33 protein-coding genes, 1 tRNA gene and 1 pseudogene are annotated in these 23528 nt (G+C 52.5%); 23 read left to right on the forward strand and 12 right to left on the reverse strand.

What is annotated here, in order from left to right; translation table 11 throughout:
- The first annotated feature begins 5 nt into the window (after nt 1–5).
- The 8 genes from SIB64_RS08430 (at nt 6) to SIB64_RS08465 (ending at nt 6804) form a co-directional block, all read left to right on the forward strand.
- Nucleotides 6–728 carry a DUF3887 domain-containing protein gene (locus tag SIB64_RS08430; RefSeq protein WP_413442788.1) on the forward strand — a complete coding sequence of 241 codons (723 nt, stop codon included), beginning with the start codon at nt 6–8 and terminating at the stop codon, nt 726–728.
- A gap of 60 nt (nt 729–788) precedes the next feature.
- The gene (glgB, locus tag SIB64_RS08435; RefSeq protein ID WP_413439804.1) at nt 789–3101 is read left to right on the forward strand and encodes a 1,4-alpha-glucan branching protein GlgB; all 2313 of its coding nucleotides are present in this window, start codon (nt 789–791) and stop codon (nt 3099–3101) included.
- 160 nt (nt 3102–3261) lie between these two features.
- Nucleotides 3262–4320, forward strand: a complete 1059-nt coding sequence (gene hemE / locus SIB64_RS08440) for a uroporphyrinogen decarboxylase (protein WP_413439805.1) — start codon at nt 3262–3264, stop codon at nt 4318–4320.
- On the forward strand, nt 4317–5336 hold the full coding sequence (locus tag SIB64_RS08445) for an NAD-dependent epimerase/dehydratase family protein (RefSeq protein WP_413439806.1): 1020 nt from the start codon (nt 4317–4319) through the stop codon (nt 5334–5336). The genes hemE and SIB64_RS08445 overlap by 4 nt, the downstream gene beginning before the upstream one ends.
- 6 nt (nt 5337–5342) lie before the next feature.
- The gene (gene petE, locus SIB64_RS08450; RefSeq protein WP_413439807.1) at nt 5343–5702 is read left to right on the forward strand and encodes a plastocyanin; all 360 of its coding nucleotides are present in this window, start codon (nt 5343–5345) and stop codon (nt 5700–5702) included.
- Between the two features lie 134 nt (nt 5703–5836).
- Entirely contained in the window at nt 5837–6190 is a 354-nt protein-coding gene (locus SIB64_RS08455) for a c-type cytochrome (RefSeq protein WP_413439808.1), read from the forward strand.
- A gap of 3 nt (nt 6191–6193) precedes the next feature.
- On the forward strand, nt 6194–6409 hold the full coding sequence (locus SIB64_RS08460) for a Nif11-like leader peptide family natural product precursor (RefSeq protein WP_413439809.1): 216 nt from the start codon (nt 6194–6196) through the stop codon (nt 6407–6409).
- A complete protein-coding gene (locus tag SIB64_RS08465) occupies nt 6409–6804 on the forward strand; it encodes a hypothetical protein (protein WP_413439810.1) in 396 nt (131 codons plus the stop codon). The genes SIB64_RS08460 and SIB64_RS08465 overlap by 1 nt, the downstream gene beginning before the upstream one ends.
- Before the next feature lie 690 nt (nt 6805–7494).
- Here the strand turns inward: SIB64_RS08465 and SIB64_RS08470 are convergent.
- Both SIB64_RS08470 and SIB64_RS08475 read right to left on the reverse strand, forming a co-directional pair.
- Nucleotides 7495–8085, reverse strand: a complete 591-nt coding sequence (locus SIB64_RS08470; protein ID WP_413439811.1) for a pentapeptide repeat-containing protein — start codon at nt 8083–8085, stop codon at nt 7495–7497.
- A 551-nt stretch (nt 8086–8636) separates the two neighbouring features.
- The gene (locus tag SIB64_RS08475; RefSeq protein ID WP_413442947.1) at nt 8637–8795 is read right to left on the reverse strand and encodes a cytochrome b559 subunit beta; all 159 of its coding nucleotides are present in this window, start codon (nt 8793–8795) and stop codon (nt 8637–8639) included.
- A 555-nt stretch (nt 8796–9350) separates the two neighbouring features.
- Between SIB64_RS08475 and SIB64_RS08480 the strand changes: the two genes are divergently transcribed.
- The 3 genes from SIB64_RS08480 (at nt 9351) to SIB64_RS08490 (ending at nt 10938) form a co-directional block, all read left to right on the forward strand.
- Complete coding sequence (locus SIB64_RS08480) at nt 9351–9551, forward strand: hypothetical protein (RefSeq protein WP_413439812.1); 201 nt, start codon at nt 9351–9353, stop codon at nt 9549–9551.
- Between the two features lie 245 nt (nt 9552–9796).
- Nucleotides 9797–10123, forward strand: a complete 327-nt coding sequence (locus tag SIB64_RS08485) for a DUF3104 domain-containing protein (protein WP_413439813.1) — start codon at nt 9797–9799, stop codon at nt 10121–10123.
- A gap of 557 nt (nt 10124–10680) precedes the next feature.
- The gene (locus SIB64_RS08490) at nt 10681–10938 is read left to right on the forward strand and encodes a hypothetical protein (RefSeq protein ID WP_413439814.1); all 258 of its coding nucleotides are present in this window, start codon (nt 10681–10683) and stop codon (nt 10936–10938) included.
- Nucleotides 10939–11076: 138 nt separating this feature from the next.
- On the opposite strand, the gene SIB64_RS08495 is transcribed toward SIB64_RS08490, so the two are convergent.
- A complete protein-coding gene (locus SIB64_RS08495; protein WP_413439815.1) occupies nt 11077–11286 on the reverse strand; it encodes a hypothetical protein in 210 nt (69 codons plus the stop codon).
- Between the two features lie 145 nt (nt 11287–11431).
- On the opposite strand from SIB64_RS08495, the gene clpB reads away from it, so the two are divergent.
- Together clpB and SIB64_RS08505 are read left to right on the forward strand one after the other, a co-directional pair.
- On the forward strand, nt 11432–14020 hold the full coding sequence (clpB, locus tag SIB64_RS08500) for an ATP-dependent chaperone ClpB (RefSeq protein ID WP_413439816.1): 2589 nt from the start codon (nt 11432–11434) through the stop codon (nt 14018–14020).
- Between the two features lie 138 nt (nt 14021–14158).
- Nucleotides 14159–14416, forward strand: coding sequence for an SH3-like domain-containing protein (locus SIB64_RS08505; protein ID WP_413439817.1), 258 nt, complete (start codon nt 14159–14161; stop codon nt 14414–14416).
- A 94-nt stretch (nt 14417–14510) separates the two neighbouring features.
- On the opposite strand, the gene SIB64_RS08510 is transcribed toward SIB64_RS08505, so the two are convergent.
- A complete protein-coding gene (locus SIB64_RS08510) occupies nt 14511–15023 on the reverse strand; it encodes a 6-carboxytetrahydropterin synthase (protein ID WP_413439818.1) in 513 nt (170 codons plus the stop codon).
- A 68-nt stretch (nt 15024–15091) separates the two neighbouring features.
- Between SIB64_RS08510 and hisIE the strand changes: the two genes are divergently transcribed.
- Complete coding sequence (gene hisIE, locus SIB64_RS08515; protein WP_413442948.1) at nt 15092–15760, forward strand: bifunctional phosphoribosyl-AMP cyclohydrolase/phosphoribosyl-ATP diphosphatase HisIE; 669 nt, start codon at nt 15092–15094, stop codon at nt 15758–15760.
- Between the two features lies 1 nt (nt 15761).
- On the opposite strand, the gene SIB64_RS08520 is transcribed toward hisIE, so the two are convergent.
- On the reverse strand, nt 15762–16394 hold the full coding sequence (locus SIB64_RS08520; RefSeq protein ID WP_413439819.1) for a peptidase: 633 nt from the start codon (nt 16392–16394) through the stop codon (nt 15762–15764).
- Nucleotides 16394–16885 carry a DUF2214 family protein gene (locus SIB64_RS08525; protein ID WP_413439820.1) on the reverse strand — a complete coding sequence of 164 codons (492 nt, stop codon included), beginning with the start codon at nt 16883–16885 and terminating at the stop codon, nt 16394–16396. The genes SIB64_RS08520 and SIB64_RS08525 overlap by 1 nt, the downstream gene beginning before the upstream one ends.
- A gap of 214 nt (nt 16886–17099) precedes the next feature.
- On the opposite strand from SIB64_RS08525, the gene SIB64_RS08530 reads away from it, so the two are divergent.
- From SIB64_RS08530 to SIB64_RS08550, 5 genes are all read left to right on the forward strand, one after another.
- Nucleotides 17100–18026, forward strand: a complete 927-nt coding sequence (locus tag SIB64_RS08530) for an RNA polymerase sigma factor RpoD/SigA (RefSeq protein WP_413439821.1) — start codon at nt 17100–17102, stop codon at nt 18024–18026.
- 69 nt (nt 18027–18095) lie between these two features.
- The gene (locus SIB64_RS08535; protein WP_413439822.1) at nt 18096–18479 is read left to right on the forward strand and encodes a YkvA family protein; all 384 of its coding nucleotides are present in this window, start codon (nt 18096–18098) and stop codon (nt 18477–18479) included.
- A 4-nt stretch (nt 18480–18483) separates the two neighbouring features.
- Nucleotides 18484–18807, forward strand: coding sequence for a hypothetical protein (locus SIB64_RS08540; protein ID WP_413439823.1), 324 nt, complete (start codon nt 18484–18486; stop codon nt 18805–18807).
- Nucleotides 18791–19096: a hypothetical protein gene (locus SIB64_RS08545; protein ID WP_413439824.1), complete on the forward strand. Its 306-nt coding sequence runs from the start codon at nt 18791–18793 to the stop codon at nt 19094–19096. Before SIB64_RS08540 ends, SIB64_RS08545 begins: the two co-directional genes overlap by 17 nt.
- A gap of 6 nt (nt 19097–19102) precedes the next feature.
- Nucleotides 19103–19648, forward strand: coding sequence for a phosphate-starvation-inducible PsiE family protein (locus tag SIB64_RS08550; protein ID WP_413439825.1), 546 nt, complete (start codon nt 19103–19105; stop codon nt 19646–19648).
- Here the strand turns inward: SIB64_RS08550 and SIB64_RS08555 are convergent.
- Nucleotides 19611–20060 (reverse strand): annotated as a pseudogene (locus tag SIB64_RS08555) (Nif11 domain/cupin domain-containing protein); the annotation flags it as partial. The gene SIB64_RS08550 and the pseudogene SIB64_RS08555 sit on opposite strands and share 38 nt — an antisense overlap.
- A 94-nt stretch (nt 20061–20154) precedes the next feature.
- Here SIB64_RS08555 and SIB64_RS08560 point away from each other — a divergent pair.
- Together SIB64_RS08560 and SIB64_RS08565 are read left to right on the forward strand one after the other, a co-directional pair.
- Complete coding sequence (locus SIB64_RS08560; RefSeq protein WP_413439826.1) at nt 20155–20388, forward strand: DUF3136 domain-containing protein; 234 nt, start codon at nt 20155–20157, stop codon at nt 20386–20388.
- A 131-nt stretch (nt 20389–20519) separates the two neighbouring features.
- Complete coding sequence (locus tag SIB64_RS08565) at nt 20520–20798, forward strand: c-type cytochrome (protein WP_413442949.1); 279 nt, start codon at nt 20520–20522, stop codon at nt 20796–20798.
- Here the strand turns inward: SIB64_RS08565 and SIB64_RS08570 are convergent.
- Nucleotides 20774–21043, reverse strand: a complete 270-nt coding sequence (locus tag SIB64_RS08570; protein WP_413439827.1) for a YciI family protein — start codon at nt 21041–21043, stop codon at nt 20774–20776. The genes SIB64_RS08565 and SIB64_RS08570 overlap by 25 nt on opposite strands.
- A gap of 95 nt (nt 21044–21138) precedes the next feature.
- On the opposite strand from SIB64_RS08570, the gene SIB64_RS08575 reads away from it, so the two are divergent.
- On the forward strand, nt 21139–21510 hold the full coding sequence (locus SIB64_RS08575) for an AbrB family transcriptional regulator (protein ID WP_413439828.1): 372 nt from the start codon (nt 21139–21141) through the stop codon (nt 21508–21510).
- 115 nt (nt 21511–21625) lie between these two features.
- Here the strand turns inward: SIB64_RS08575 and trpA are convergent, their stop codons facing one another.
- The 3 genes from trpA to SIB64_RS08590 are packed head-to-tail and all read right to left on the reverse strand — an operon-like array spanning nt 21626 to nt 23053.
- The gene (trpA, locus tag SIB64_RS08580; RefSeq protein ID WP_413439829.1) at nt 21626–22420 is read right to left on the reverse strand and encodes a tryptophan synthase subunit alpha; all 795 of its coding nucleotides are present in this window, start codon (nt 22418–22420) and stop codon (nt 21626–21628) included.
- Nucleotides 22421–22452: 32 nt separating this feature from the next.
- The gene (locus tag SIB64_RS08585; protein WP_413439830.1) at nt 22453–22794 is read right to left on the reverse strand and encodes a DUF3007 family protein; all 342 of its coding nucleotides are present in this window, start codon (nt 22792–22794) and stop codon (nt 22453–22455) included.
- Between the two features lies 1 nt (nt 22795).
- Complete coding sequence (locus SIB64_RS08590; protein WP_413439831.1) at nt 22796–23053, reverse strand: NAD(P)H-quinone oxidoreductase subunit L; 258 nt, start codon at nt 23051–23053, stop codon at nt 22796–22798.
- A 34-nt stretch (nt 23054–23087) separates the two neighbouring features.
- On the opposite strand from SIB64_RS08590, the gene SIB64_RS08595 reads away from it, so the two are divergent.
- Nucleotides 23088–23173, forward strand: a tRNA-Leu gene (locus SIB64_RS08595).
- Nucleotides 23174–23193: 20 nt separating this feature from the next.
- Here SIB64_RS08595 and SIB64_RS08600 read toward each other — a convergent pair.
- Nucleotides 23194–23499 carry a TlpA family protein disulfide reductase gene (locus SIB64_RS08600; protein ID WP_413439832.1) on the reverse strand — a complete coding sequence of 102 codons (306 nt, stop codon included), beginning with the start codon at nt 23497–23499 and terminating at the stop codon, nt 23194–23196.
- Nucleotides 23500–23528: the final 29 nt, after the last annotated feature.

Genomic DNA, 23528 nt, shown 5'->3' on the forward strand with positions numbered 1-23528 from the left:
CCGCTGTGAAGCTGTCTGCCGCGCTGCTGGCCTTGTCCCTTGCGGCTCCCGTCAGCCTGGGTGTCCTGCCTGTCACACCAGTGGCTGCGGAAGAGGTGGAAGCCACAAGCCTGACCCTGACCCAGGCCACGGCAGCCTCGGAACTGTTGCTCGAGGCGCTGCAGAGCAAGGACGGAGCCGCCATTCACGGCAAGCTCGCGGAGAGCATCAGGGGTGTGGTGAGCGTTGATGCGGTCCAGAAGCGGCTCGATCAGAACACGGCAATCACCGGGGCCCGCGTCGTCAATGTGGCTCCCGGTTACAGCGACACGACCGTCGACGCTGTGGTCAGCACGGCCAACGGTGAAGAGCCTTTGATCCTGATCCTGGATGAGGAAGGCAAGCTGATGGCTTGGAAATGGGCCGGTCGGGCCATTCCCATCGAAACATCAGCCCTTGAGTTCACGCAGGATCTTGCTGAGGGTCGCTGGGTCAAAGCGAGAAGCCGTCTGCAGATCGATTTTCAGAAAGAACTCGCTCCCGGTGACCTTCAGCGGAAATGGACCAAACTTGCCAAGGTTTCCGGCGGTTTCGTCAAGGTGAAGGATGCCCTGGTCGCCAGCCAGGGAGGGGAACAGCAACTGGTGCTTGTCAGCGTTGAATTTGGCAATGCCACCACCAACCTGTTTGTGATCTTCGATGAGAACGGTTGGATCATCAACGCAGACATCTCAAGAGATTTCGTCTGATCGATCGCCTTTTGGCGTCGAAAATCCGGCCTAAGCTCTCGCCCACTTCACAGGTCTTCAATGGGTGGCGCGGCAGTCCTCGACTGGATGGTTCAGGACGGCGAACGACTAGCTGAATGTCGGCATGATCACCCCTTCGCCGTTCTGGGACCACAGCAACTGGCGTCAGGGTGGCTCATCCGTGTCTGGATGCCAGAGGCGGAATCGGTAACGCTCCTGATTGGTAATAGGGAGGTCGCGATGACCTCTCCCCATCACCCCTGGATTTTCGAAGCCAGCGTGGGTGATGCTCCCGGGAGCAACTATCGCGTCCGCGTTCAGCGCGGAGGCATCACCCACGAACAGCATGACCCGTGGGCCTTCCGCGGTGACTGGATGGGAGAGATGGATCGCCATCTCTTCGCCGAAGGCAACCACCATCACATCTGGCAGCGCATGGGAGCCCATGTCGTTGAGCGTGATGGGGTGGCCGGGGTGATGTTCTGCGTCTGGGCTCCCCATGCCCTGAGCGTTTCAGTCCTTGCTGATCTCAATGCATGGGATGGTCGTCACCATCCCATGCAGCAGCGAACCGGAGGAATCTGGGAACTGTTCATCCCTGGAGTGCAGGAAGGAACCCTCTACAAATACGAAATCCGTTCCCCTGAAGGCCATTGCTATCAGAAAGCCGATCCCTACGGCTTTCAGCATGAGGTTCGGCCGGCCAACAGTTCGGTTGTGTCCCATCTCGATGGGTTCGACTGGTCAGATGCTGAATGGATGCAAAAGCGTGACAGCAGCAATGCGCTTGAGCAGCCCATCTCCGTCTACGAGATGCATCTCGGAAGCTGGATTCATGCAGCCGCCGATGAGCCATGGCTTCAACCCGATGGCACCCCGCGAGCACCCGTACCAGCGGCGGACATGAAACCAGGCGCTCGTCTGCTCACGTATGTCGAGTTGGCCGACCGTCTGATTCCATACGTGAAGGCACGTGGTTTCACCCACATCGAATTGATGCCGATTACGGAGCATCCATTCGATGGATCCTGGGGATACCAGGTGACCGGTTGGTACGCACCGACGAGTCGGTATGGCACGCCAGATGAATTCCGTGCGTTCGTGGATCGGTGCCACAGCGAAGGCATCGGCGTGATCATCGACTGGGTACCGGGTCACTTTCCGAAAGACAGCCACGGACTTGCGTTTTTTGACGGAACCCATCTCTATGAGCATGGGGATCCACGCATTGGTGAACATAAAGAATGGGGCACCTTAATCTTTAATTACAGCCGAAATGAGGTACGCAATTTCCTGGTTGCAAATCTCGTTTTCTGGTTTGAGCAATTCCACATTGATGGCATTCGCGTTGATGCTGTCGCGTCAATGTTGTACCGAGATTATTTGCGTCCCGATGGAGAGTGGCTAACGAACGAGAATGGTGGGAGGGAAAATACGGAGGCTGTTCGTTTTCTCCAGCAGGCCAATCATGTTCTGTTTCAACACTTCCCTGGTGCGTTATCCATAGCAGAGGAGTCGACAACCTGGCCAATGGTGACTCAACCCACAGATATGGGGGGTCTTGGTTTCAATCTGAAGTGGAATATGGGTTGGATGCATGACATGCTTGATTACTTCGAATTAGATCCTTGGTTCCGTCAATTTCATCAAAATAATATTACCTTCTCCATCTGGTATACCTACACCGAAAACTTCATGTTGGCTTTGAGTCACGATGAAGTGGTGCATGGAAAGAGTCACCTTCTCCACAAAATGCCGGGAGATGATTGGCAAAAATATGCCAATACCCGCGCCCTTCTTTCCTATATGTGGACACACCCCGGTAAGAAGACCATCTTTATGGGGATGGAGTTCGGTCAGCGTTCTGAATGGAATGTCTGGGGTGATCTGCAATGGGATCTCCTCAACTATGAACCCCACAAAGGGGTTCAGAGATTGGTTGATGATTTGAACGTTCTGTACAAATCAGAACCTGCCCTATGGCGCGATGACTTCGATCAATTCGGTTTTCAATGGATCGATTGTAATGACAATCGCCACTCGGTCATCAGTTTCATGAGACGGGAGAGTAGCAGTGGTACCTGGTTGATCGTGGTGGCTAATTTCACCCCACAGAGCCATGCTCAATACCGGGTTGGTGTGCCTCTTGCCGGTTTCTACGAAGAGATTTTCAATTCCGATGCATCCCGTTATGGCGGCAGTAATCTCGGAAACATGGGTGGAAAATGTTCTGAGGAATGGAACATCCATGAGTATGAAAATTCCCTGGAACTTTGTCTGCCTCCCCTCAGCTTGATGGTGTTCAAGCATGATCCGAAGCGCAGTTTGCTGGACTCTGCTGACAGCACCAACGATCAACCGGTTGCCGACTGAAAACCATCTACAACGGTGGTGTTGTGAAACGGATCAGTCCAGGGTTAATCGCCTGGACTTATTTCTAATTCGTTGTCGAAATGTCACGTGATTGGAGACCAATCCTCTGGTGCTTAGGGGGTGCTCGGTTAAGTTGCCAAATCGCTTCAGACGCTTCTCCATGACAGAAACTGCCCCTCTGCTGCTCCGTGCCGCGCGTGGGGAATCAGTGGAGAGACCACCCGTCTGGATGATGCGTCAGGCCGGGCGCTACATGAAGGTCTACCGAGATCTCCGTGATCGTCATCCCAGCTTCAGGGAACGGTCGGAGAACCCTGATCTCTCCTACGAGATCTCCATGCAACCTTTTGAAGCCTTTCAGCCCGATGGGGTGATCCTCTTCTCCGACATCCTGACCCCCCTACCCGGAATGGGCATCGACTTCGACATCGTTGAAAGCAAAGGCCCACAGATCAACGATCCGATTCGATCATTGGATCAGGTGAATGCGCTGAGAGCCCTTGATCCAGCCCAATCCATGCCGTTTGTCGGTGAAGTGCTCGGGCGACTGCGCGAGAGCGTCGGCAACAGGGCGGCTGTCCTCGGCTTTGTCGGCGCACCGTGGACCCTCGCCGCCTACGTGGTGGAAGGGAAGAGCAGTAAGAACTACGCCATCATCAAGGCGATGGCGTTCCAGGAACCTGAGCTGCTGCACAAGCTGCTCGACCATTTCGCTGAATCCATTGCGCAATATCTCCGGTATCAGATCGATTCTGGGGCGCAGGTCGTTCAGATGTTTGACTCCTGGGCTGGTCAACTGAGCCCCGCCGATTACGACGCCTTCGCTGCTCCGTACCAGAAGAAAGTGGTGGATCTGGTCAAGCAGACCCATCCCGACATCCCATTCATCCTTTACATCTCCGGCAGTGCCGGTGTGATCGAGCGGATGGCCACCACTGGCGTGGACATCATTTCCTTGGACTGGACTGTTGATATGGGAGAGGCATTGGCGCGACTTCCGGAGCACATCGGTGTGCAAGGCAATGTCGATCCCGGTCTGCTGTTCGGAACACCGGAGGCGATCGAAGCCCGGATCGATGATTGCGTCCGTAAGGCTCGTGGTCGCAAGCACATCCTCAATCTTGGTCATGGCATCCTCCCTGGCACGCCTGAGGAGAACGGCGCAGCCTTCTTCCGGTCAGGCAAAAGCGTGATGGATCGTCTCGGGGCTGTCGCTTGAGTCGGATCCTGGTCACCGGCGCCAGCGGGTGCGTCGGTCAGTACGTCTCCCATTGGCTGCTGGAGAACTCCAATGCGGAGCTTCTCCTCTGGCTGCGGGATCCCTTCAAAATGAAGGCTGTTCCAAGGGATCACCCAAGAGTCCGTCTGCTCATTGGTGACCTGCGCGAGACGGATCGCTTCATGGCAGATCTCGCGACAGTGACGCGTGTGATTCACACGGCCACGGCCTGGGGCGACCCTGAACGAGCTGAACAGGTGAATGTGCTGGCGGTGAAGCGGCTGCTTCAGCTGCTCAATCCCGCCGTGGTTGAGCAGATCATTTATTTCTCAACAGCCAGCATCCTCGATCGCCATCTGAGGCCACTGCCTGAGGCCCTCGCCTATGGAACGGAGTACATCCAAACCAAGGCCAGGTGTCTGCAGGATCTCGAGCAGCATCCTCTCGCTGCCAAGATCATTGCCGTTTTTCCAACTCTGGTTTTCGGTGGTCGGGTCGATGGCACAAGCCCCTTTCCAACCAGCTATCTCACCGAGGGGTTGGCCGAAGCCAGCAACTGGCTTTGGTTGGCTCGCTGGCTTCGCGCCGATGCCAGTTTTCATTTCATTCATGCTGAGGATATTGCGCGCATCTGCGGCCAGTTTGCGGTGCACCCCCATGCCCCAAACACTGAGCCAGGGCAGGGCGCCCTCCGGAGGGTGGTGATGGGTCAGCCGGCGATTTCTGTGGATGATGCCGTGGCGACACTGTGCCGTTGGCGGGGAGTCAGACGCACTCCAGGCGTACCGCTGTGGCCATGGCTGATCGAGACGTTGGTGCGTGTTCTTCCCATCGAGATCAACGCATGGGATCGATTCAGCATCCGCCAGCGTCACTTCATTCATGACCCCGTTAGCAGCCCTGAGCGCTTCGGTGATTCCAGTTACGCGCACGATCTTGAGACAGTTCTTCTCAATTCAGGCCTGCCCAATCGCGGAAAAGTCAGAACGCGGCGTAATGTTGGTCAAAAGATCTGATCCACCATGCGATCCGTGATTCGTCTCTGCGCAGCTGCAGTCTGTGCTCTTGTCTTGCTGATCGGCTGCAATGTCGCTTCAGTTCAGGCTGCCACCGTCGAAGTTAAGCTTGGTGCCGACTCCGGCATGCTCGCCTTCGAACCCTCCACCGTCACCATCAAAGCCGGCGACACCGTCAAGTTTGTGAACAACAAGCTTGCCCCCCACAACGCTGTGTTTGAGGGTCATGAGGAATACAGCCATTCCGAGCTGGCCTTCGCTCCTGGTGAATCCTGGGAAGAAACGTTTGCAACTTCAGGCACTTACGACTACTACTGTGAGCCCCATAGGGGCGCTGGAATGGTTGGCAAAGTGATCGTTGAATGATCGCGCCGTTCTGATCGGCTGAGCAATCTTTCAGTTTTCTTTAAGCGACTCTTGTCCTTCCCTAACAGTGTTGGACAGAGTCGCTTTCGTTTGCCCCCTTCCCTCGATAGCTTAAAAGCGTCGCTGAAGTTCGAATGTCAAGCATCGCCGGTCTGATCGCGTTTCTCTTCGCTTTCAGCCTTCCTTTGGTGAGTGCTTGTCCCGCTTACGCCTTCGATACCGCCTTGGATCGGGGCGAACAGATCTTCTCCACCAACTGCGCAGCCTGCCACATGGGTGGAGGGAACGTTATTCGAGCCAGTCGCAGCCTCAAACTGCGTGATCTCAATGCGCACCTTGAGCAATACCCACAAGATCCTCTTGAGGCCTTAGAGCATCAAATCGAAGATGGAAAGAATGCGATGCCTGCTTACGCAGACCAGTTAAGTGAGGCAGACATCGTTGCTGTCGCCACGTATGTTGAACAACAAGCGGAACTGGGTTGGTAATTGATGAGTCGTGACGCGCTCCGAAATTTTCTGCATGCGATTGAGCATGATCGATCTATACGCGCTACTGCATCTCGCTGTACAACAGATCAAGACTTAATTGATCTTGCCCGACGCAATGGATTTTTCCTTGAACGGAAGGATTTGATCGAGGACCAAGACGCATCACGCATTGGATCGTGGTTTGCATCAAGTCGAATCAATTCACGCCGCCTCTGATGCCTGTTGTCACACTCCTGAGTGATTTTGTTGATGGAAGCAGCTTGGCCCTCAGTGAAGAAACCGAGGCCAGCTGCCTCAACACATATGTGACCACACATGCAGTTCAGCTCTGGGCTGGTGTCAAGCAGCGTCGTCTTTCGCGGGGATTGACTCAGCAGCGACGCGGACCAGGCACCCTTTATTTCGCACCCAATCCCGAAGCCCAAGCGGCTCTCGAATCTTTTCTTCAGTCTGAAACTGGCTCTGAGATTGAACAGCAGCAGTTGATGGCCATGAAACATCTTGGCATTGAAACGGGCCCTCACATCGGAGAGGCCGATGAACGTTCCATCCTGCTCACAGGGAAACAGCGACCGCTGACACTCCAGGCCCGTGCCAAAGGCTTTGGCTGATCAATGTCGTCATCATTTAAATCTCTGCCACTCTCGGAATTATGTGTTTGAGATGGTTCATTAAGCTGGTTCAATCTGTAGATGAATCAACTCAGAAATCAAAAGAGTTGTCAGTATGGATATTGGCTGACAACTCGACGTGTTATTGGCCGCACTGATCTAATACAACGATCTTGATTTTAACTTCAAACCACTCATGCTTACAGAAGTTTTTTCAAAATGTGGCAAGTTTTCCCACGGCATTAATCACATTACTTGCAGCGTCTGCATTGGTTACCCTGGAGTGAGTGAGGATATGTGCTTTCTCAAGCTCAGTCGATCAAAAAATTCGACCTTACTAAGCATAACAATATTGATTTCGTGCTGTTCTGAGATACAGTCCATCACTGTGTGATTCTGAGGCCATTCAATCGTTGTATTTTTGATTTCTATCTTATCGATATTGGTGTGGTTAACATCAGATCTGAATGGTGAAACTTAATCATCTTGGGTTTGACCTCTGGATCTATTTTTAACTGGTTTCGATAAAAGATAGCGTTGGCAACTTACGTGTTTCTAGGCATGCCTATGATTTTCCTAAATGCCCCCGAACGGATGAGTGATGTGACATCGAATAAACTTTTATACAGATATCTGCTCAATATATAGTTATTGGCTAATTCAATGGATCGAATATTGCCTTAAAAAATGTTAACGTATCGATCTTGTTGACAAGCTGAGACAATCTAAGCTTTCAAATGTGTCAGCTCCAGTGATGGAATTCACGCCTGAAGCGCGGGCGCATAATGATTCACGTTGTGGATCATCTATTATGGCACCAGTAAAATCTGCTCCTTCGATTTCTGTCGCCATAAAAAATGATTTGGATAAGACAGCATTTCTAAAATTAGTATTTTTTAAATTGGATTCTTCAAAATGAGTGGCATAAGCAATGCTATCTTCAAGATTAGCGTTTTCCAGATTTGCACGTTTGAGAGTTGAAACGCTGAATAAAACCCCTCGAAGATCGACATCTGATAAATCATAGCCAGACAAGTCATATTTTACGAATTCCGATGTGATTGGCTTTCCATTCTCGTCTCTTTCATAGAAAGGAAATTCTTGCTTGAAGGAGTTGGTGATCTGTTCACTGTCTTTGAGATTCCTCTCAAGACCAGGATCTGGTAAGCCACCTCCGCTTGGGTAAATTGCTAGTGCAGTTGAAGGCAATGCAAAGGTTAGTACACATGCCAGCACAAACTGAATAACCCTGGCTCTTTGTTTGATATGTGTCTTGAACATAAGCCTTTAATTTTTAATAATTATATGTTTGATTCATTTTTTTGGCAGTGACATTTAAATCTTTCTTGGAAGTCTTTTAATCATTTTTCTCTCCACTATTGATCCGCGTAGAAGTGAATATGAATTGCCTGTTGATAGCAAATGATGGTATGGAGCAGTTGGCTTGATGGCATCATTCTTTTAGTTGTTCTAGTCGTTTTGGAAGACCAAACACAAGCTCTTCTTGCTGAACTAATCAGACAGGCTCTCATTAGAATTCACAGCCAAGATTCAGGGGCAGACGTTGCTCTTTACAAAGCTATTCATATGCTTCAAGAGCAAAATATTATTAATCATGTCGCGTCAAGTCTTCAATAAACTTTGATTTCAATATTTGTTTGAAACGATAAAGCTCAATTCTTTTGCGCCTGCTTTAGTTGAAAATCAATAATTTCTCCTCATTTATGCGACGATAGTTATCAGTAAAGATGTCATCACTGCTGATATCCACACAATGGAGCTAAAAAAGCTAATTAAGAACACAGCTTCATCTGTGGTTAAGAATAGATGCTTCATGAATAAAGCTCGGGGCGACGGATGAACTGCATTGCCGCCAAGGCTCCAAGGAAAAATACGGTTGGGATTCCGAGTGCGTTCACCGCAAGTGTTCTGATCGTAATGACTGGATACCCTTTTTCCGGACGTTCATAAGCTGATAGTGGACTGTCAATCCAGTCTTTTCTGTTTTCTAGAATCGGTAAGCCCAAGGGCCCTTTTCCCCAAACAATAATCTTCCATCTGGCCATCCAAAACGTGGTGCTGATGACGGAAAAAGCGATTGGAAGCCCTACCAGGCCCACCTTGTAAATTGTGTTCATGGAAAATCACGATCATGGTTTCAAGTTAATGATTTATTCATGGCACTATGTGATGATTGACGCATAGTGCTTTGCCGCTGGCATCAAAATCATGAAATTATTGTTGCATGTATTGAGTTCATATTTTTCGGTTTGAGGTTTTTAAAACTCTTTTTAATTGCATGCTTCTTTGTTAATCATGTACGGATTGAGCTTTTTCTTAATGTTTGTTTGGATGTCGCCTTTTTGCTTTCATTTTTGACATGTAAATTGCTCTTTGTAGGGGGATGGTGGTATCGGATGGGGTTTATGGATGTTCGAGCATTTGTGCCAATCGTGTTGCCATAGCGTGTTGTCCTGTGGCGACCTGGAAATCACAGGATCGATGCCTTGGTCCTGATGCATTTCCTTTGAGGATTGGAGATTTCCATGATGCTCCTGGTCGTCATCGCTGGTGTCACCCTGTTCAGCAGTGACAAGGATCAGCAGAGCCGCCCGAATCCTGATCTTCTGCCACTGGCAAACAGGTTGACTTCAGAGCGTTTGCAGTTCGTCTCAGTATCTTTTTTGGATCCGAGACGTATCGCTGGAGGCGATGAGCCCCATCCAGACACGTTGGCGCCATCGTGAATGTTCAAATGTCATGTTTTAAATGGCATCTCGTCCACATCAGAAATCGCAACAGTCTCTTGTCGACTGGATCGACAGGGTTGATCCGTTTCATTGCCAACAGCGAGCCCGTCATTCTTATGCCCTGTTCGTCCTTAGCATCCCAGCCACATCAAGGATTGCTAGCTCTTCAGGATTTGGCAAAACAAGCCCATTGACACCGCAGCAGAACCTTGAGTAGAACGCTTGAACTACTCGGCGATAGGATGACGCGTCAAGCGACTTTTCTTGGCTTCAAGCCAGGTGATGTGGTGCTGGTGGAGCCTGGGCAAGGAGATGCCTCTCTGGTCAACAGGCAGGACTGGTGGATGGGACAGATCATCTGGGCGGAGGGAGGTGCCAGAGATCCTCAAAGCCCAACCATGTTTCAAATTGCCAATGTGGACACAGGAGTCGTGGAGTGGATCAACGCTGACGAAGCTACACGCCTTGTATTGAGCAATTACGAGCCAGATGCAACAGATGAATATACTGTCTGTCTTCATGGATATTTAACATCAAGGCATCGATTTCGGAAACGGCTCTGCTCGTGAGCTCGAACACTATGGCTGAGTCAAAATCGGGGCTGGTCATTTTTTAGTTCATGACTACATTGAGTTTGCTTCATGGTACGTCTTTCAATTTACTGGCAAAACGAGGTGCACTGGCTTCGTCGTGTGGTGTTTTTTGATTAGGCTGTTGCTGAGGCTATCCCTTGCGATCAGGAAAAAGTTGCATCCACTTTCTTCGTGGCGATTCCGTGAGGATTGATCTCGTTCAACACCAGCCACCTGTTTGTAAGTAGTCGCTAACGAGAGTGTTGAGAGGAGAGTGATCAAATATTCATTTGTTTGAAGTTAAACAACTTTGCTCCAGTGCGATTCAGGGCAAGGTTTCGAATTAAGCCAGCCATGATCTCTTGCAAAAAATTAGTACTATGTCCTATGAGATGTAAGTTAAATCTAAAATGGCGTTGTCTGGTATGTTCGGATTTATTTGTGCAGCCTCTTCTCTGCTATCGATTTCGGTCTCTGCGTCCTTTGCGGAAACTGGTATAAGGGCTAGCGACTGGAAGAGCGGCACTTTCTAATTTAATGCAACAAAGGCAACCATGGCTTACAGGCTTGTACGTGATTCTGGTTGGTTTAGCGTTTCAACAATTCAACCAATAAACGGTGACTTTCATGGCTTGAAGAAAGGATCAATAATGACTGCGAGTTATAAAATTCTAAACATTGATTATCACATTGATTTTGGAATTTTAGATGGCGATCAAATTGATTGGCCAAAGGTGACTGCGCATGTGGCTCGGCTTGGTGCTGATTTCTGTGGTGCACATAAAATTAAATTTAAGGGTTTAATGTATTGATTTTACCTTAGATCTGTAAACCAGAGCGCTGGCAGAATCCGGGCTTGTTTCTCGCAGAAGCTCACCAATTATGTGCTACAACTGCCAGTATTTATTTGGCTTGTATGAATGGAGCTGCCACGACAATGTGTGGTTGGTTCAACCCCCTCGCAAGGACTGCTTTGCGGCCTCCAGTACGGATAAATAAAGATCTTCATCGATTTCACGGATGTCGTACTCGGAGGGCTTCACACCGTGAATGTGCTCATGTAGAACCATCCAGCAACTTCGTTCCAACTCTCCGCCTGCAGAGGCGGAGAGTGCAAGGCTGCGCTCCTTGAGCTCAGTGACCAGTGTCTGATCAGCCATTACGGAATCAATGGTGGTAGTAACTCTAAAAAGAGAATCCGGTTAGCCGACCTTGGCCGTGGACACCCAACCAACGCTTTCGGTTAGCCGACCTTCTGTCAGTTGAGGCCCCCATACGGTTTAAAGACTTCGATGACACGTTCAGATGCAACCCACGGCGGAACAGTTCACTGAGAAAGCCTGGGCCGCCATCGTCGCTGCCCAGCAACTGGCACAGACCTCACGTCATCAGCAGCTCGAAACAGAGCATCTCCTGCTCACTCTTTTGCAGCAACAGGCTCTGGCAGGCCGCATCCTCAGTAAGGCAGGAATGGACCCGGTGCGTTTTGAAGCCGATGTGGAGACATATCTCAGGCGTCAGCCCACCATGTCTGCATCGCCTCAGTCGGTTTTTCTTGGTCGTTCACTGAATTCAACCTTTGACCGGGCCGAGGAGGAGCGTCTGGATTTTGGCGATAGCTACATCTCGATTGAGCACCTGATGCTTGCCGTGGCCCGTGATGATCGCTGCGGTCGGCAGTTGTTGCGTCAGGCTGGCCTTGATAGCAGCACGTTGAAGGAGGCGATTAAGGCGGTGCGCGGCAGTCAGACGGTGAAGGATCAAAATCCAGAGAGCACCTACGAATCTCTGCAGAAGTACGGCCGGGACCTCACTTCAGCTGCGCGGGAGGGCCAGCTTGATCCCGTGATCGGCCGAGATGATGAGATCCGACGCACGATTCAAATTCTCAGCCGGCGTACCAAAAACAATCCTGTGTTGATTGGTGAGCCCGGTGTTGGGAAAACCGCGATTGTTGAAGGTCTCGCGCAACGCATCGTGAATGGAGATGTGCCATCTGCGTTGCAGAACAGACAACTGATCGCTCTTGATATGGGAGCACTGATTGCTGGCGCTAAATACAGAGGCGAGTTCGAAGAACGCCTCAAAGCAGTGCTGAAGGAGGTGACGGATTCCGAGGGACAGATTGTGTTGTTCATCGACGAGATTCATACCGTTGTTGGTGCTGGAGCAACCGGTGGTGCTATGGATGCCAGCAATCTTCTAAAGCCGATGTTGGCCCGCGGAGAGCTCCGCTGCATCGGTGCGACGACGCTTGATGAGCATCGACAGCACATCGAGAAAGATCCTGCCCTGGAGCGGCGTTTCCAGCAGGTGATGGTGGATCAACCGACGGTGGAGGACACCATTTCGATCCTGCGTGGATTAAAAGAGCGTTATGAAGTTCATCATGGCGTGCGTATTGCCGACAGTGCGCTGGTGGCCGCAGCGGTGCTCAGCAGTCGTTATATCGCCGATCGTTTCTTGCCCGACAAAGCGATTGATCTGGTGGATGAATCAGCCGCTCGTTTGAAAATGGAAATCACATCAAAGCCTGAGGAGATTGATGAGATCGACCGTAAAATTCTCCAACTTGAGATGGAAAAGCTCTCCTTGGCAAGGGAGTCCGACACGGCCAGTCTTGAGCGATTGAAACGGCTTGAGCGTGAATTGGCCGAGTTGGCAGAACAGCAGAGCTCTTTAAATGCCCAATGGCAACAGGAAAAAGGTGCGATTGATGATCTCTCCGCGTTGAAGGAGGAGATTGAACGGGTTCAATTGCAAGTGGAACAGGCCAAACGCAATTACGACCTCAACAAGGCAGCTGAACTTGAGTACGGCACGCTTGCAGAACTTCAGCAGCAGCTTTTGCAGCAGGAGACTTTGCTCGCCACTGAGGATGGATCGGACAAAACACTGTTGAGGGAAGAAGTTAGTGAGGATGACATCGCTGAGGTCATTGCCAAGTGGACCGGCATCCCTGTGGCACGATTGGTTCAGAGCGAGATGGAGAAACTTCTTCATCTCGAAGACGATTTGCATCGGCGTGTCATCGGCCAGGACCAAGCTGTCACTGCTGTTGCAGATGCGATTCAGAGGTCGAGAGCAGGCCTGAGTGATCCAAATCGACCGATCGCCAGTTTTCTATTTCTTGGCCCTACGGGTGTCGGTAAGACTGAACTCTCGAAAGCCTTGGCCCATCAATTATTTGACAGTGATGATGCGATGGTTCGGATCGATATGTCGGAATACATGGAAAAGCACACGGTGAGTCGCCTCATCGGTGCTCCTCCGGGCTACGTGGGTTACGAAGCCGGAGGTCAACTGACCGAGGCAGTACGGCGGCGGCCGTACAGCGTGATCCTTTTCGATGAAGTTGAGAAAGCTCATCCAGATGTATTCAATGTGATGTTGCAAATCCTCGATGATGGGCGGGTGACCGATGGACAAGGCCGCACTGTTGATTTCACTAATACAGTATTAATTTTGACAAGTAATATCGGTAGTCAGTCGATTCTTGAGCTAGCAGCTGATCCTGAACGCCATGAGGAGATGGGGCAACGGGTGAATGAGGCTTTGAGGGCCCATTTTCGACCTGAATTTTTGAACCGACTGGATGATCAAATTATCTTTCGTAGTCTCAGGCGGGAGGAACTTCGTCAGATTGTCAATCTTCAGGTGGATCGATTGCGCCGGAGGCTTATGGACCGCAAGCTTGATCTTCAATTGACTGAACAAGCTGCGGACTGGCTGGCGAATGTTGGGTATGACCCTGTGTATGGTGCACGACCTCTGAAACGGGCGATCCAACGCGAGTTGGAGACTCCAATCGCCAAGACGATTCTTTCCGGTCGCTACAGCGAAGGTCAGGTGATTTCTGTGGATGTTGATGCGGAACGCATAGCGCTGCGTTGATGATGAGGTTTGGAATTTGAATCTCAGTGTGTGTATTTAATGATGTTCAGTAAGCGGACGTGTGTCAGATGTTGGGGATATTTGGTTCAGCCTTGCTCTCCTGGCTTGGTTGCAATTGCATAGGCAATCGTTCAGGTGATGGACGTTGAACCACCCCCAGTAGCAGTAGGGATTGGCCTTGATCGGGGGCCCAGCCGATTCGCTTATGGTCAGAGAGTTCGGGTTCGTGATGATCTTCAACCGATCGGTCACTACAGAACGCCTCAATATGTCAGAGGGAAGACCGGTGTGATTGAACGTGTTGTTCCCTACTTTCTGAATCCCGAGAAGGAAGACTATGGAAAAAATGTAGGGATGACCGAACGGGTTGTGCTGAGTGCGTTGTACTCAGAATGAGCTTTGGAGTGCCTACGCACGTTCGGTGAAGGATGTGCTCGAAATTGAAATCTTTGAATTCTGGTTAATGGAGGCCTGAACCCAATGTCCAGCTCTAATCATCCCCATGATCATAGTGCGATTGAGTCATTTCCTGATCCGTGTGAAACCAATGCGGAATTTTGTGGAAACGTGCCGCATTTCGATCGTTTTCCCGGGATTCCACTGACCAACAACAGCTTCTGCCCCCATCCCGTTTGAGAAGGTGCTCATTGGCCCAGATCCAGATCAGTTCGGATGTGGACTCCATCCCCACATTGTTCATGATCCGAAGGTCGAGGGCTCCCCGTGCATGCAGTTGCTGCCATTCCTCGAGCAGGGGATCATCGGCATTGACCAGAAAGGTGTGGTCAAACTGTTCGCGGAGTTTCTGCTCCAAGGGACGCAGGCTGGAGAAATCCACCACAAAACCGCAGGGGTCAAGCTGATGAGCTGCGAACTCCAGCCGGAAACTTCTGCTGTATCCGTGCACAAAGCGGCAGTGCCCAGGGTGGTTCCACTGGCGATGACAGCAGGGATATCCCTCGAACACTTTGCTGCAGGTGTGGGCGCTGGGCGTTGGGAGCACTTGGCTGGATCGATGATCGGATGAGCGCTGCGGGAGGATCGTTGGGACGACTCAGTGCAGGAGTCCTGATGAACCCTCTCAGTCCCGCATTTATTGATCAACTCCGTTTTAACGAAGCAGGGTTGATTCCAGCTGTCGCCCAGGACTGGTTGGATGGAGCTGTGTTGATGGTGGCCTGGATGAATCGGGAATCGATTCAGCACACTCTGAACAGCGGTGAGGTGCACTACTGGAGCCGTTCAAGGGCCGAGCTTTGGCACAAGGGAGCCACCAGTGGTCACATTCAGAAAGTTCGCGACATCCGCTATGACTGTGATGCTGATGTGTTGCTTCTGAGTATTGAACAGGCTGGTGACGTGGCTTGTCACACCGGTGCCCGCAGCTGTTTCTTTGAAGACCAGGACATTCGCTCAGCTGGTGGAGCGGGAGCACTTCCCCCACCTGCTGATGCCTGCACAGAGCTTTATCGCGTCATTGACGGGCGACGTCTTGCACCGGAACAGGGCAGCTACACCAACAAATTGCTTGAGGGAGGTGACAACCGCATCCTCAAGAAGATCGGGGAGGAGAGTGCTGAATTCGTGATGGCCTGCAAAGACAACATTGCCGAGGAGATTGCTGGTGAGGCTGCGGATCTTGTCTTCCATCTTCAAGTCGCTCTCGCTCACCATGGAGTGAGCTGGAGACAGGTGCAGGAAGTATTGGCGGCACGACGCGGCGCACCCCGGCGGGGCTGATTCAATCCGTTTGGATTGAGCCGAATGTTCCGTTCTGTCGCTGCACCCACTTCAGCGTTTGTCTGTCACGGAGAGTTGGCGTCAGCACTGGCGTTGCCCCTTGATGCACCGCAAGGGCATCAAGGGGGTTGTCACTGTGGCCCCAGAGACCGAAGGCATGGCCGAGTTCGTGCAGGGCCGTGGCCTGCAGCACCTCGGCCCGGAGCTCTGGTGAAACCAACACCTCAATCTGAGGTTCCCGACGACGCACGTTGTTCCGCGTGAGCTCGACCAGTTTGAGGATGCTCCGGCCGTTGCTGGCTCGCCATCCCGTGGGAGTGTGCCGGCGTGGTGGTCTTCTCCGGAAGACGAGAATCTGGGCCTGACGAGGGTCTGGCACCAGGGTGAAGCTGACGTGGGGCCGCCATTGCTCCACTGCAGAATTCACAGCGTTCTGCCACCGCAGGCTCCAACGGTTGGAGGGGGCATCGTCCGGTTCGATCCAGACGCACCAGTGCGCAAGGCTGGGGTAGCCGAAAACCGTTGTGGCCAGTCGGCTGCTGTACCCATCAGGCTGTTCAGCAGGGCTTGGCGCGATGAGAACAGCCTGAAGAGGACGAACCTCCGCTGCAGGAGGGCAGGAATCAATCGTCATCAAGCGGTTGGTAATCCAACACCACGTGCCATCAGTGTGGCCATCAAGGGAATTGATGCGAAACCCACCAATTCGACGTTGATGATCCAGCCCAGGCGGGTTGCCAGAGCTTCACTGACCTGGGGCAGCTCACCTTTACGCAGTGGGATGGCCCAGAGGATGTAGGTGATCGTTGGATAGAGGGAAAGACCACCCACGGAAAGGTAAAGACCGACCTTCCACCAGAACAGTGGGTTCTGGGTGTAGAAGTCGGCTCCCTGCCCGAAATGGATCACTCGGAGGATTCCGCTTAGGAGCAGAGCCAACGCCGCCAACCCGTAAACGATGTCGGTGATCACCATGGCGGTGGCTTCGCCGCGATTTGGGTTGGGTTTGATGAGGCGTCTCTCGAGGACCAGTGCTCCGAAACAGAGCATGAAGCTCAGGTAATGGACGTAGGCAACGCCAGCTGTTTTGGCGATGTCCGGCGTTAATGCAACCGCCAGGGACATGGATGACCTCACAAGGACGCCGGGACCCTAGCGGCAGAAAACCGAGCCTCCTGAAGATTGTCTTCAGGACAAGGAAGAAACTGTTTAATCATGCACTAAAGATGAATACGAAAGAAACCGTTCAATATGCATCAAAAATAAATTCCGCACTCTTTATTACACCAGCCAAATGAAAACACTTTGGTTCTAGGTTCAATTCAGCGAGGTGTTCCTGATGGTGAGTTCCCTGAGTGCATTTCTCGGCGAAATCGGTCGCCACCAATTGCTGACCCCTGAGCAGGAACTCATGATGGGCAGGAAGGTCCAGGCGATGGTTGCAATCACAGAGCGCTGTCATCTGGCTGGGGGAAACGGCCCTGCGTGTGAATACAATGATGAAGAAAAAATAGTGATTCGTCGGGGAGAGAGAGCGAAGAATCAAATGATCACTTCGAACCTCCGACTTGTTGTCAATCTGGCCAAGCGATATCAGGGCAAAGGGTTGGATCTTCTCGATCTGATTCAAGAGGGAACTCTTGGTCTAACCCGGGCTGTTGAGAAATATGATCCGACCCGCGGCCACCGATTTTCCACCTATGCCTATTGGTGGATCCGGCAGGGGCTCAACCGTGCGCTCTCCACTCAGAGCCGCACGATTCGGATTCCAGTCAATGTCAACGAAAAGCTCACCAAGTTGCGGGCGGCGAAAGCACGCCTGATGCAGAGCAATGGCCTCAGTCCGACAACTGAGCAGCTTGCTGAATACATGGAGATTCCGATTGCTGACGTGGAGGACCTGCTCGCCTGTGAATTGCGGAGCGTCACCGTCAGTCTTCAGGGGGTTGTGAAATCGAAGTCGGATCCATCCGAGCTTGTTGATGTGCTGCCCAGTGATGAGCTCCCCCCCATGGAGCGAGCTGAGATCGCTGAACGTTCGGCTTCCGTCTGGACTCTTCTCAACAAGGCCAATCTCACTCCGAAGGAACGCACGGTTGTAACGCTCCGGTTCGGTCTGGATGGAACCCATGAGTGGCGCACGCTCGCTGAAGTGGCTCGACACATGAACTGTTCGCGCGAATATTGCAGGCAGGTGGTGCAACGGGCTCTGCGCAAGCTTCGGAAGACAGGTATTCAGAGTGGGTTGGTTGAAACCACACCCTGACGATTCGGACCTCCTCCTTCACAGACCAACGCTTTCACGCGAAAATTGTGCACTTGGAGCTTGTTTGTGATGTCTGGTCCCTCAAAGACAGCATCAACAGCGGCTGAAGCCACTGTTGATGCAACGATTCTCGACAGTGAAGTGATTGATGAGCATGTCCTTCAGTCACTGCTGAGGAGAGCCGGTCGCACCATTGCAGCGCCGGCCCTCGAAGCACTGGAGCTGATCCTTGATGCCTCAACACCCGCCCCGGTACGGATGACGATGGTGGCGGCTCTCAGTTATCTGCTGATGCCAGCGGATCTGATTCCCGACCTCATTCCCATCGCTGGATTCAGTGATGATCTTGTTGCGCTCACAGCTCTGATCGGGATCTGGAATAACCACATCACACCCGAGATTCGCAGTCGCGCCCGTCGCAGACTCGATCACTGGTTCCCCGTCGGGCCCTAACCCCATGACGACCACCTCCTGGACTCCAGAATTTCAAGAGGATCTGATCCCCCTTTTAAAGGATTGGCTCAAGCAGCAGGGGCGCACTCAGGCCGATTTGCGCCGCAGCCTGAGGGCTGTTTCAACGCGGATGCCCGCCTTGCTGGAGGTGCTCGAGCACGATTACAACCGCAAGGGTTTGCCCGGTTTGGCTTCCCGGCTCTGTCGTGTTGAGGCGGAATGGCAGGGAGCAGGCCCTGCGGATGCTTCGGATAAGACAGAGTCCAGTGATCCCTTCAGTCAACTGGACATGCTTCTGCAGGAAATTCGCGATGACTGCCCCAACTGATGCCGATCAGGGGCAAAGTGGAGACCTCACGCACGCGTCGATGAATTTCGTCAAGCTGCTTCCATCCGTTGGCTTGCTTCTCGGGCTTCCCGTGATCTGCGGCCAGCCCGTTTTCGCTCAGTCAGAGGGTTGGCTTCTCGGGCCTGGCAGTAATTTAAGCAATCAGAGCGACATCGTCCCAACCAACTGCGTCACTGATCTATCAGGGGCCATCACCTGCGATACGAAGGTGGTCAATCCGCCCAGTAACACTCCTGCGCGGCCTTACTACAACCCTTTCAACAACTGATCAGAGGTGAATCGACCCCATTCGTCAGGGATTTCATTTCTTTCAGTAGTGGATGCCGGAGAGCGTGTTGTCGCGCGCATCCTGACGATGATCACCGGCGTTGTGATCGTCGCGGCACTGATCCAGTTGGTGGTGTCCATGGGATTCAACCTTCTTCAGGGATCGAAAGCCACTTGGCTTGGCGATGACCTCATCAAGGTTTTGGGAGATCTGCTCACTGTTCTCATCGCCCTTGAGGTACTCCAGAACATCACGAGTTACCTGCGGCGCCATGTCGTCCAGATCGAACTGGTTCTCGTCACCGCTCTGACAGCAGTGGCCCGCAAGGTGATCGTTCTCCCCAGTGGTGCTGAAGACAAACCTCAGCTGTTAATCGGCCTTGGCATTGCAGCTCTGTCGCTAGCAGCGGCGTACTGGCTGGTTAAATGTTCAACGACGGGTCGACGGGATCTCTCCAGAGCAACGCAACCCACAGGGTTCCTGGATCGGGATCCGTACGCTCAACCCGATGCCGGCAGTGTGCGGGCAGGAAAAGATGATCCCCAGCGCTGAGGTCGACGACCCGATCAGGGTCAGCCAGTTTGAGACGGGCGCTACCCCTCAGCACCATCACCCACTCCTGCTCTGACTGGTCCATCCAGGCATCCTCTGGGCAACGAGCCTGGTTGGAGGCGATCAGAACCAGCCTCCAGTCGCGGCCTTGATGCAGAGTTTGTTCGACCTCCTCACCGGCCGGGGGAATCGCAGCGTTGAGAAGATTGTTGCCGTGGTGTTTGGGCTGTTCCGGCTCGCCCCAGCGTTTGCCAATGTCGTATCCCCAGCGGTGCGCCAGGTTGACCACCTGATTGTGATTGGAACAGGAGGCCAGCTCTTCTCGTCGTTCAGGGTTGATCTCGAGGCTTTGAACCAGTTGCTGCAGCTGCGCAACTTTGTCGAGAAAACGGAGAAGATCCTTTTGCGCCATCAAGACTCCGTTTTTGATACTCCATCAGTGATCCTGACAACAGACGACTGAGGCCTCTTGCATCGAAAGTCAGGACTTCCTAATCGAATCGACCATGCCGACCAAAGCCAAACTGTTGACCATCGGTGATTTGGAAGCGGGCTTTTCCTCGTATTGCGAAGCCCTGCGTCGCCTGGTGACCAGTGGTCGCGACATTGACGCAATCCGTCGCACGCTTTGTTGGGACTACCTGCAACGTCTGCACACTTCATTGCCCCAGAGTTACCGGTCCCCGGAGGATCTGGTCGCTCGTTACAGGCGTGCAACCTCCTGCGCTCGAGCAAACTGAGTGCAGATGACACAGAGCGCGTGATCGCAGTCAATCAACGGGTCTGCAGTGGTCGTGGGCTCGTCAGGCTGTTCGTTCCCATGCTTCTTTCGATCGGTTTGATGGTGCTTTTTTTCGCTCCAGTTGCGGCGATGGCAAATCCATCAGGGTCCAGTCAGGGAGAAGTTCTGTTTTATTTGCACTGCGCCGGTTGTCATCTCAACGGAGGTAATATCATTCGTCGGCGCAAAACGCTCAAACTGGCCGCATTGGAACGGAATGGAATCGTTTCATCTGAGGCGATCGCCCAGATCGCGCGCCAAGGAATCGGCCGGATGAGCGGATACGGGGACGTTCTGGGTCCTGATGGTGATCGCATCGTGGCCGAGTGGATCTGGCAGCAGGCTCAGAAGGCCTGGATCCAGGGATAAACCTCACACTGAGTCCATATTCCTTCTGTCCAGTAAATATCTGCTTCAACCAAACGTCGCACGGTCGAGAGGTCTGCGGCATCGAAGATTCCGAACACATGGGTACTTCCTTCCGTCGGTCCGAGCGTGATTAAGAATCCCTCGTCCTTAAGAGACTGAAGACGGGAGAGATGTTCATCCCTGAAAGGTGTTCGCTTTTCAAGAGCATCACTGCAATACGTTCCCCAGAGAACAAAACGAGCCATCGTTTTATCAGGTTTCGTAGGAATTATCTCTCATCAACGATGGATTGGCATGTTGATCAAACGCTATGTTGAGAATGTTGATTTGTTTTAAACCAATGCTTACTGGGAGCGATCTTCTGGCAAAAGTCAAGGATTTAGGTGATGTCAGCAAATCTGATCTCGTTCGCGCTTGTGGGTATGTCTCCACAAAGAAAGATGGTGGTGAACGCTTGAATTTCACAGCTTTTTACGAAGCACTTCTCGAGGCAAAAGGGGTCAATCTTGGGATTGGTGGTGTTGGTGGGATTGGCAAAGGAGGCCGCAAGTTGAGTTATGTCGCCACGGTGCAGGGCAATGGAAATCTGCTTGTTGGCAAGGCCTACACCGCCATGCTCGAGCTTCAGCCTGGTGATGAATTTGACATCAAGCTTGGAAGCAAACAGATCCGACTTGTCCCTGTAGGTGGTTCGGATGAAGACGAGGAGTGATCGAACGACCCGGATCAATCGACGAAGCGAAGAACGTTGAATGATCCTTCCAACAAAGCCCCAACTTTCTTGGGGCATTGTTACGCCTGAGCTCCAGCGGCCTGCATGGAGATGTTCAGTTAGCTGCCGCGCGGAGTTCCATACAAAACTTGCCGGCCTCAGCTGCGATCTGCCCCGCTTCAGCGGCGGCCATACGTTTGACAAGTGCACTGCCAACGATGGCGCCATCCGCTCCCCAACTACGAACCTGACGAACCTGTTCAGTTCCTGAAATCCCAAAACCAACGGCGACAGGCACCGGAGAACTCTGTTTTAGTTGTTGGACAAGACCTTCGACACGCGTTTCCATTTGTGCCCGCTCACCGGTGACGCCAGTGACGCTCACGAGATAAGTGAAACCACGGCTGCGTGTGGCAATTCGCTCCATCCGATCCTTCGGTGTGGTGGGTGCGACGAGCAAGACCAGATCCATTCCATGCTTCGCAGCTATAGGGGACAAGCGTTCAGCTTCCTCGAGAGGCAGATCAGGTACCACCAAGCCTGCAGCTCCAGCGGAGGCTGCCCGTTCACAGAACGCTTCCATGCCGATATTCAGGAGCGGATTGCTGTAGGTGAACAGAATCACCGGGAGCTTGAAGTCATCTCCAAGGGTTTCCAACATCTCCAACACCTTTCCAGGCGTTGTTCCCGAATCAAGGGCGCGGGATGCAGCAGCCTGGATGACTGGCCCATCCGCAAGGGGATCGCTGTATGGCATACCCAGTTCGACCATGTCTGCACCTGCGGACTGAAGAGCCAAAAGCACATCTCTGGTTGTGTCGAGATCAGGATCTCCAGCCATCAGGAAAGGCATCAGAGCGAGCCTGCCCTCCTCCTTTAGCTGTTGAAATCGCTGGGCAATGGAAGTCACGTCTGGGCCAACGGTGCAACAACCCGTTGAGCCTATGAGTCGACTGGGGTGTCTTCGGGTTGGATTCCGATGCTTCTCAGCAGCTGTTGTTGTTGCTCCTCCGGCATCGCTTCAAAACGGGCCTGGAGATCATCTTTGGCCTGTTCGTCGTACACCTCCCGATAGCGACGCCGCTGCTCCATGAAGGTCATCCGTCCGGTGATCACCCGCGTGGCATAGGACCCAATCCAGATCAGCACGATGAGAACAAGAATGGACTGTGCGGCGATTCCTGCGGAGAAGCCTTCAAACCCCGCTGCTTTGAAGCCCACATATCCAATCCCACCCAGCGCAAGAACGGCCAGGCCGATAAGGAGCACTTTGGCGCGTGTCAATTCAGACGTCTCCCTGGCCGCTTAGACGAAAATTCAGGAATGGTGCGTAGACCACCATGCCCGGGAAAAACAGAAACACCATGCCGTAAACGAGCAGACGCTCCACGTTCCCCATCTGATGCCATCGACGGTTCATCCACAGAAACAGCCCCAGCGGGACCACAAGCAGGTAAACCACGGCGAGGCTGCCGTAAGCAACAAGGACAAGCAGTGTTTCCTGGCTGAGCAGACTCAAGGCAGACTGGAGGTTCACAACCATCCAACGGGTAACCGAAATCTAGGATGGTCTGCGTGGGGGCATGGCGGAATCGGTAGACGCACGCGACTTAAAATCGCTTGGGCTGAAAAGCCTGTGGGGGTTCAAGTCCCCCTGCCCCCATTCCCGATCTGAGGCTTCGTTCAGTTAGCGGTCAGGAGTTCGGAGAGTTTTGTGCGGAATTCGCCCTTCGGCATGCCTCCCTTGAGTTCTCCACGAATGGAGAATTCTCCTTCGGGATCGGTCACAAGTAAGTAGGTGGGCCAACCCATTCCTTCTTTATTGGGGTATTGGGCAAGAAGAATCTTGCGGTACTTCCTGTAGGCCTCCGTGTCTTGCAACATCACAGACACGAAGGTGCAGCCAAGTTCTTCTGCAACCTTGCCGTCGTAGTGACTCATGCGATGGCAAGTGCCGCAATCCTCCGAGCTGAACTTGATCACATGCATTGAGTGCGGCTGATTTCTGCTGTGAAGCT

The organism is Synechococcus sp. MIT S1220 (genome assembly GCF_047303025.1).
In the GTDB taxonomy this organism is placed as follows: Bacteria; Cyanobacteriota; Cyanobacteriia; order PCC-6307; family Cyanobiaceae; genus Parasynechococcus.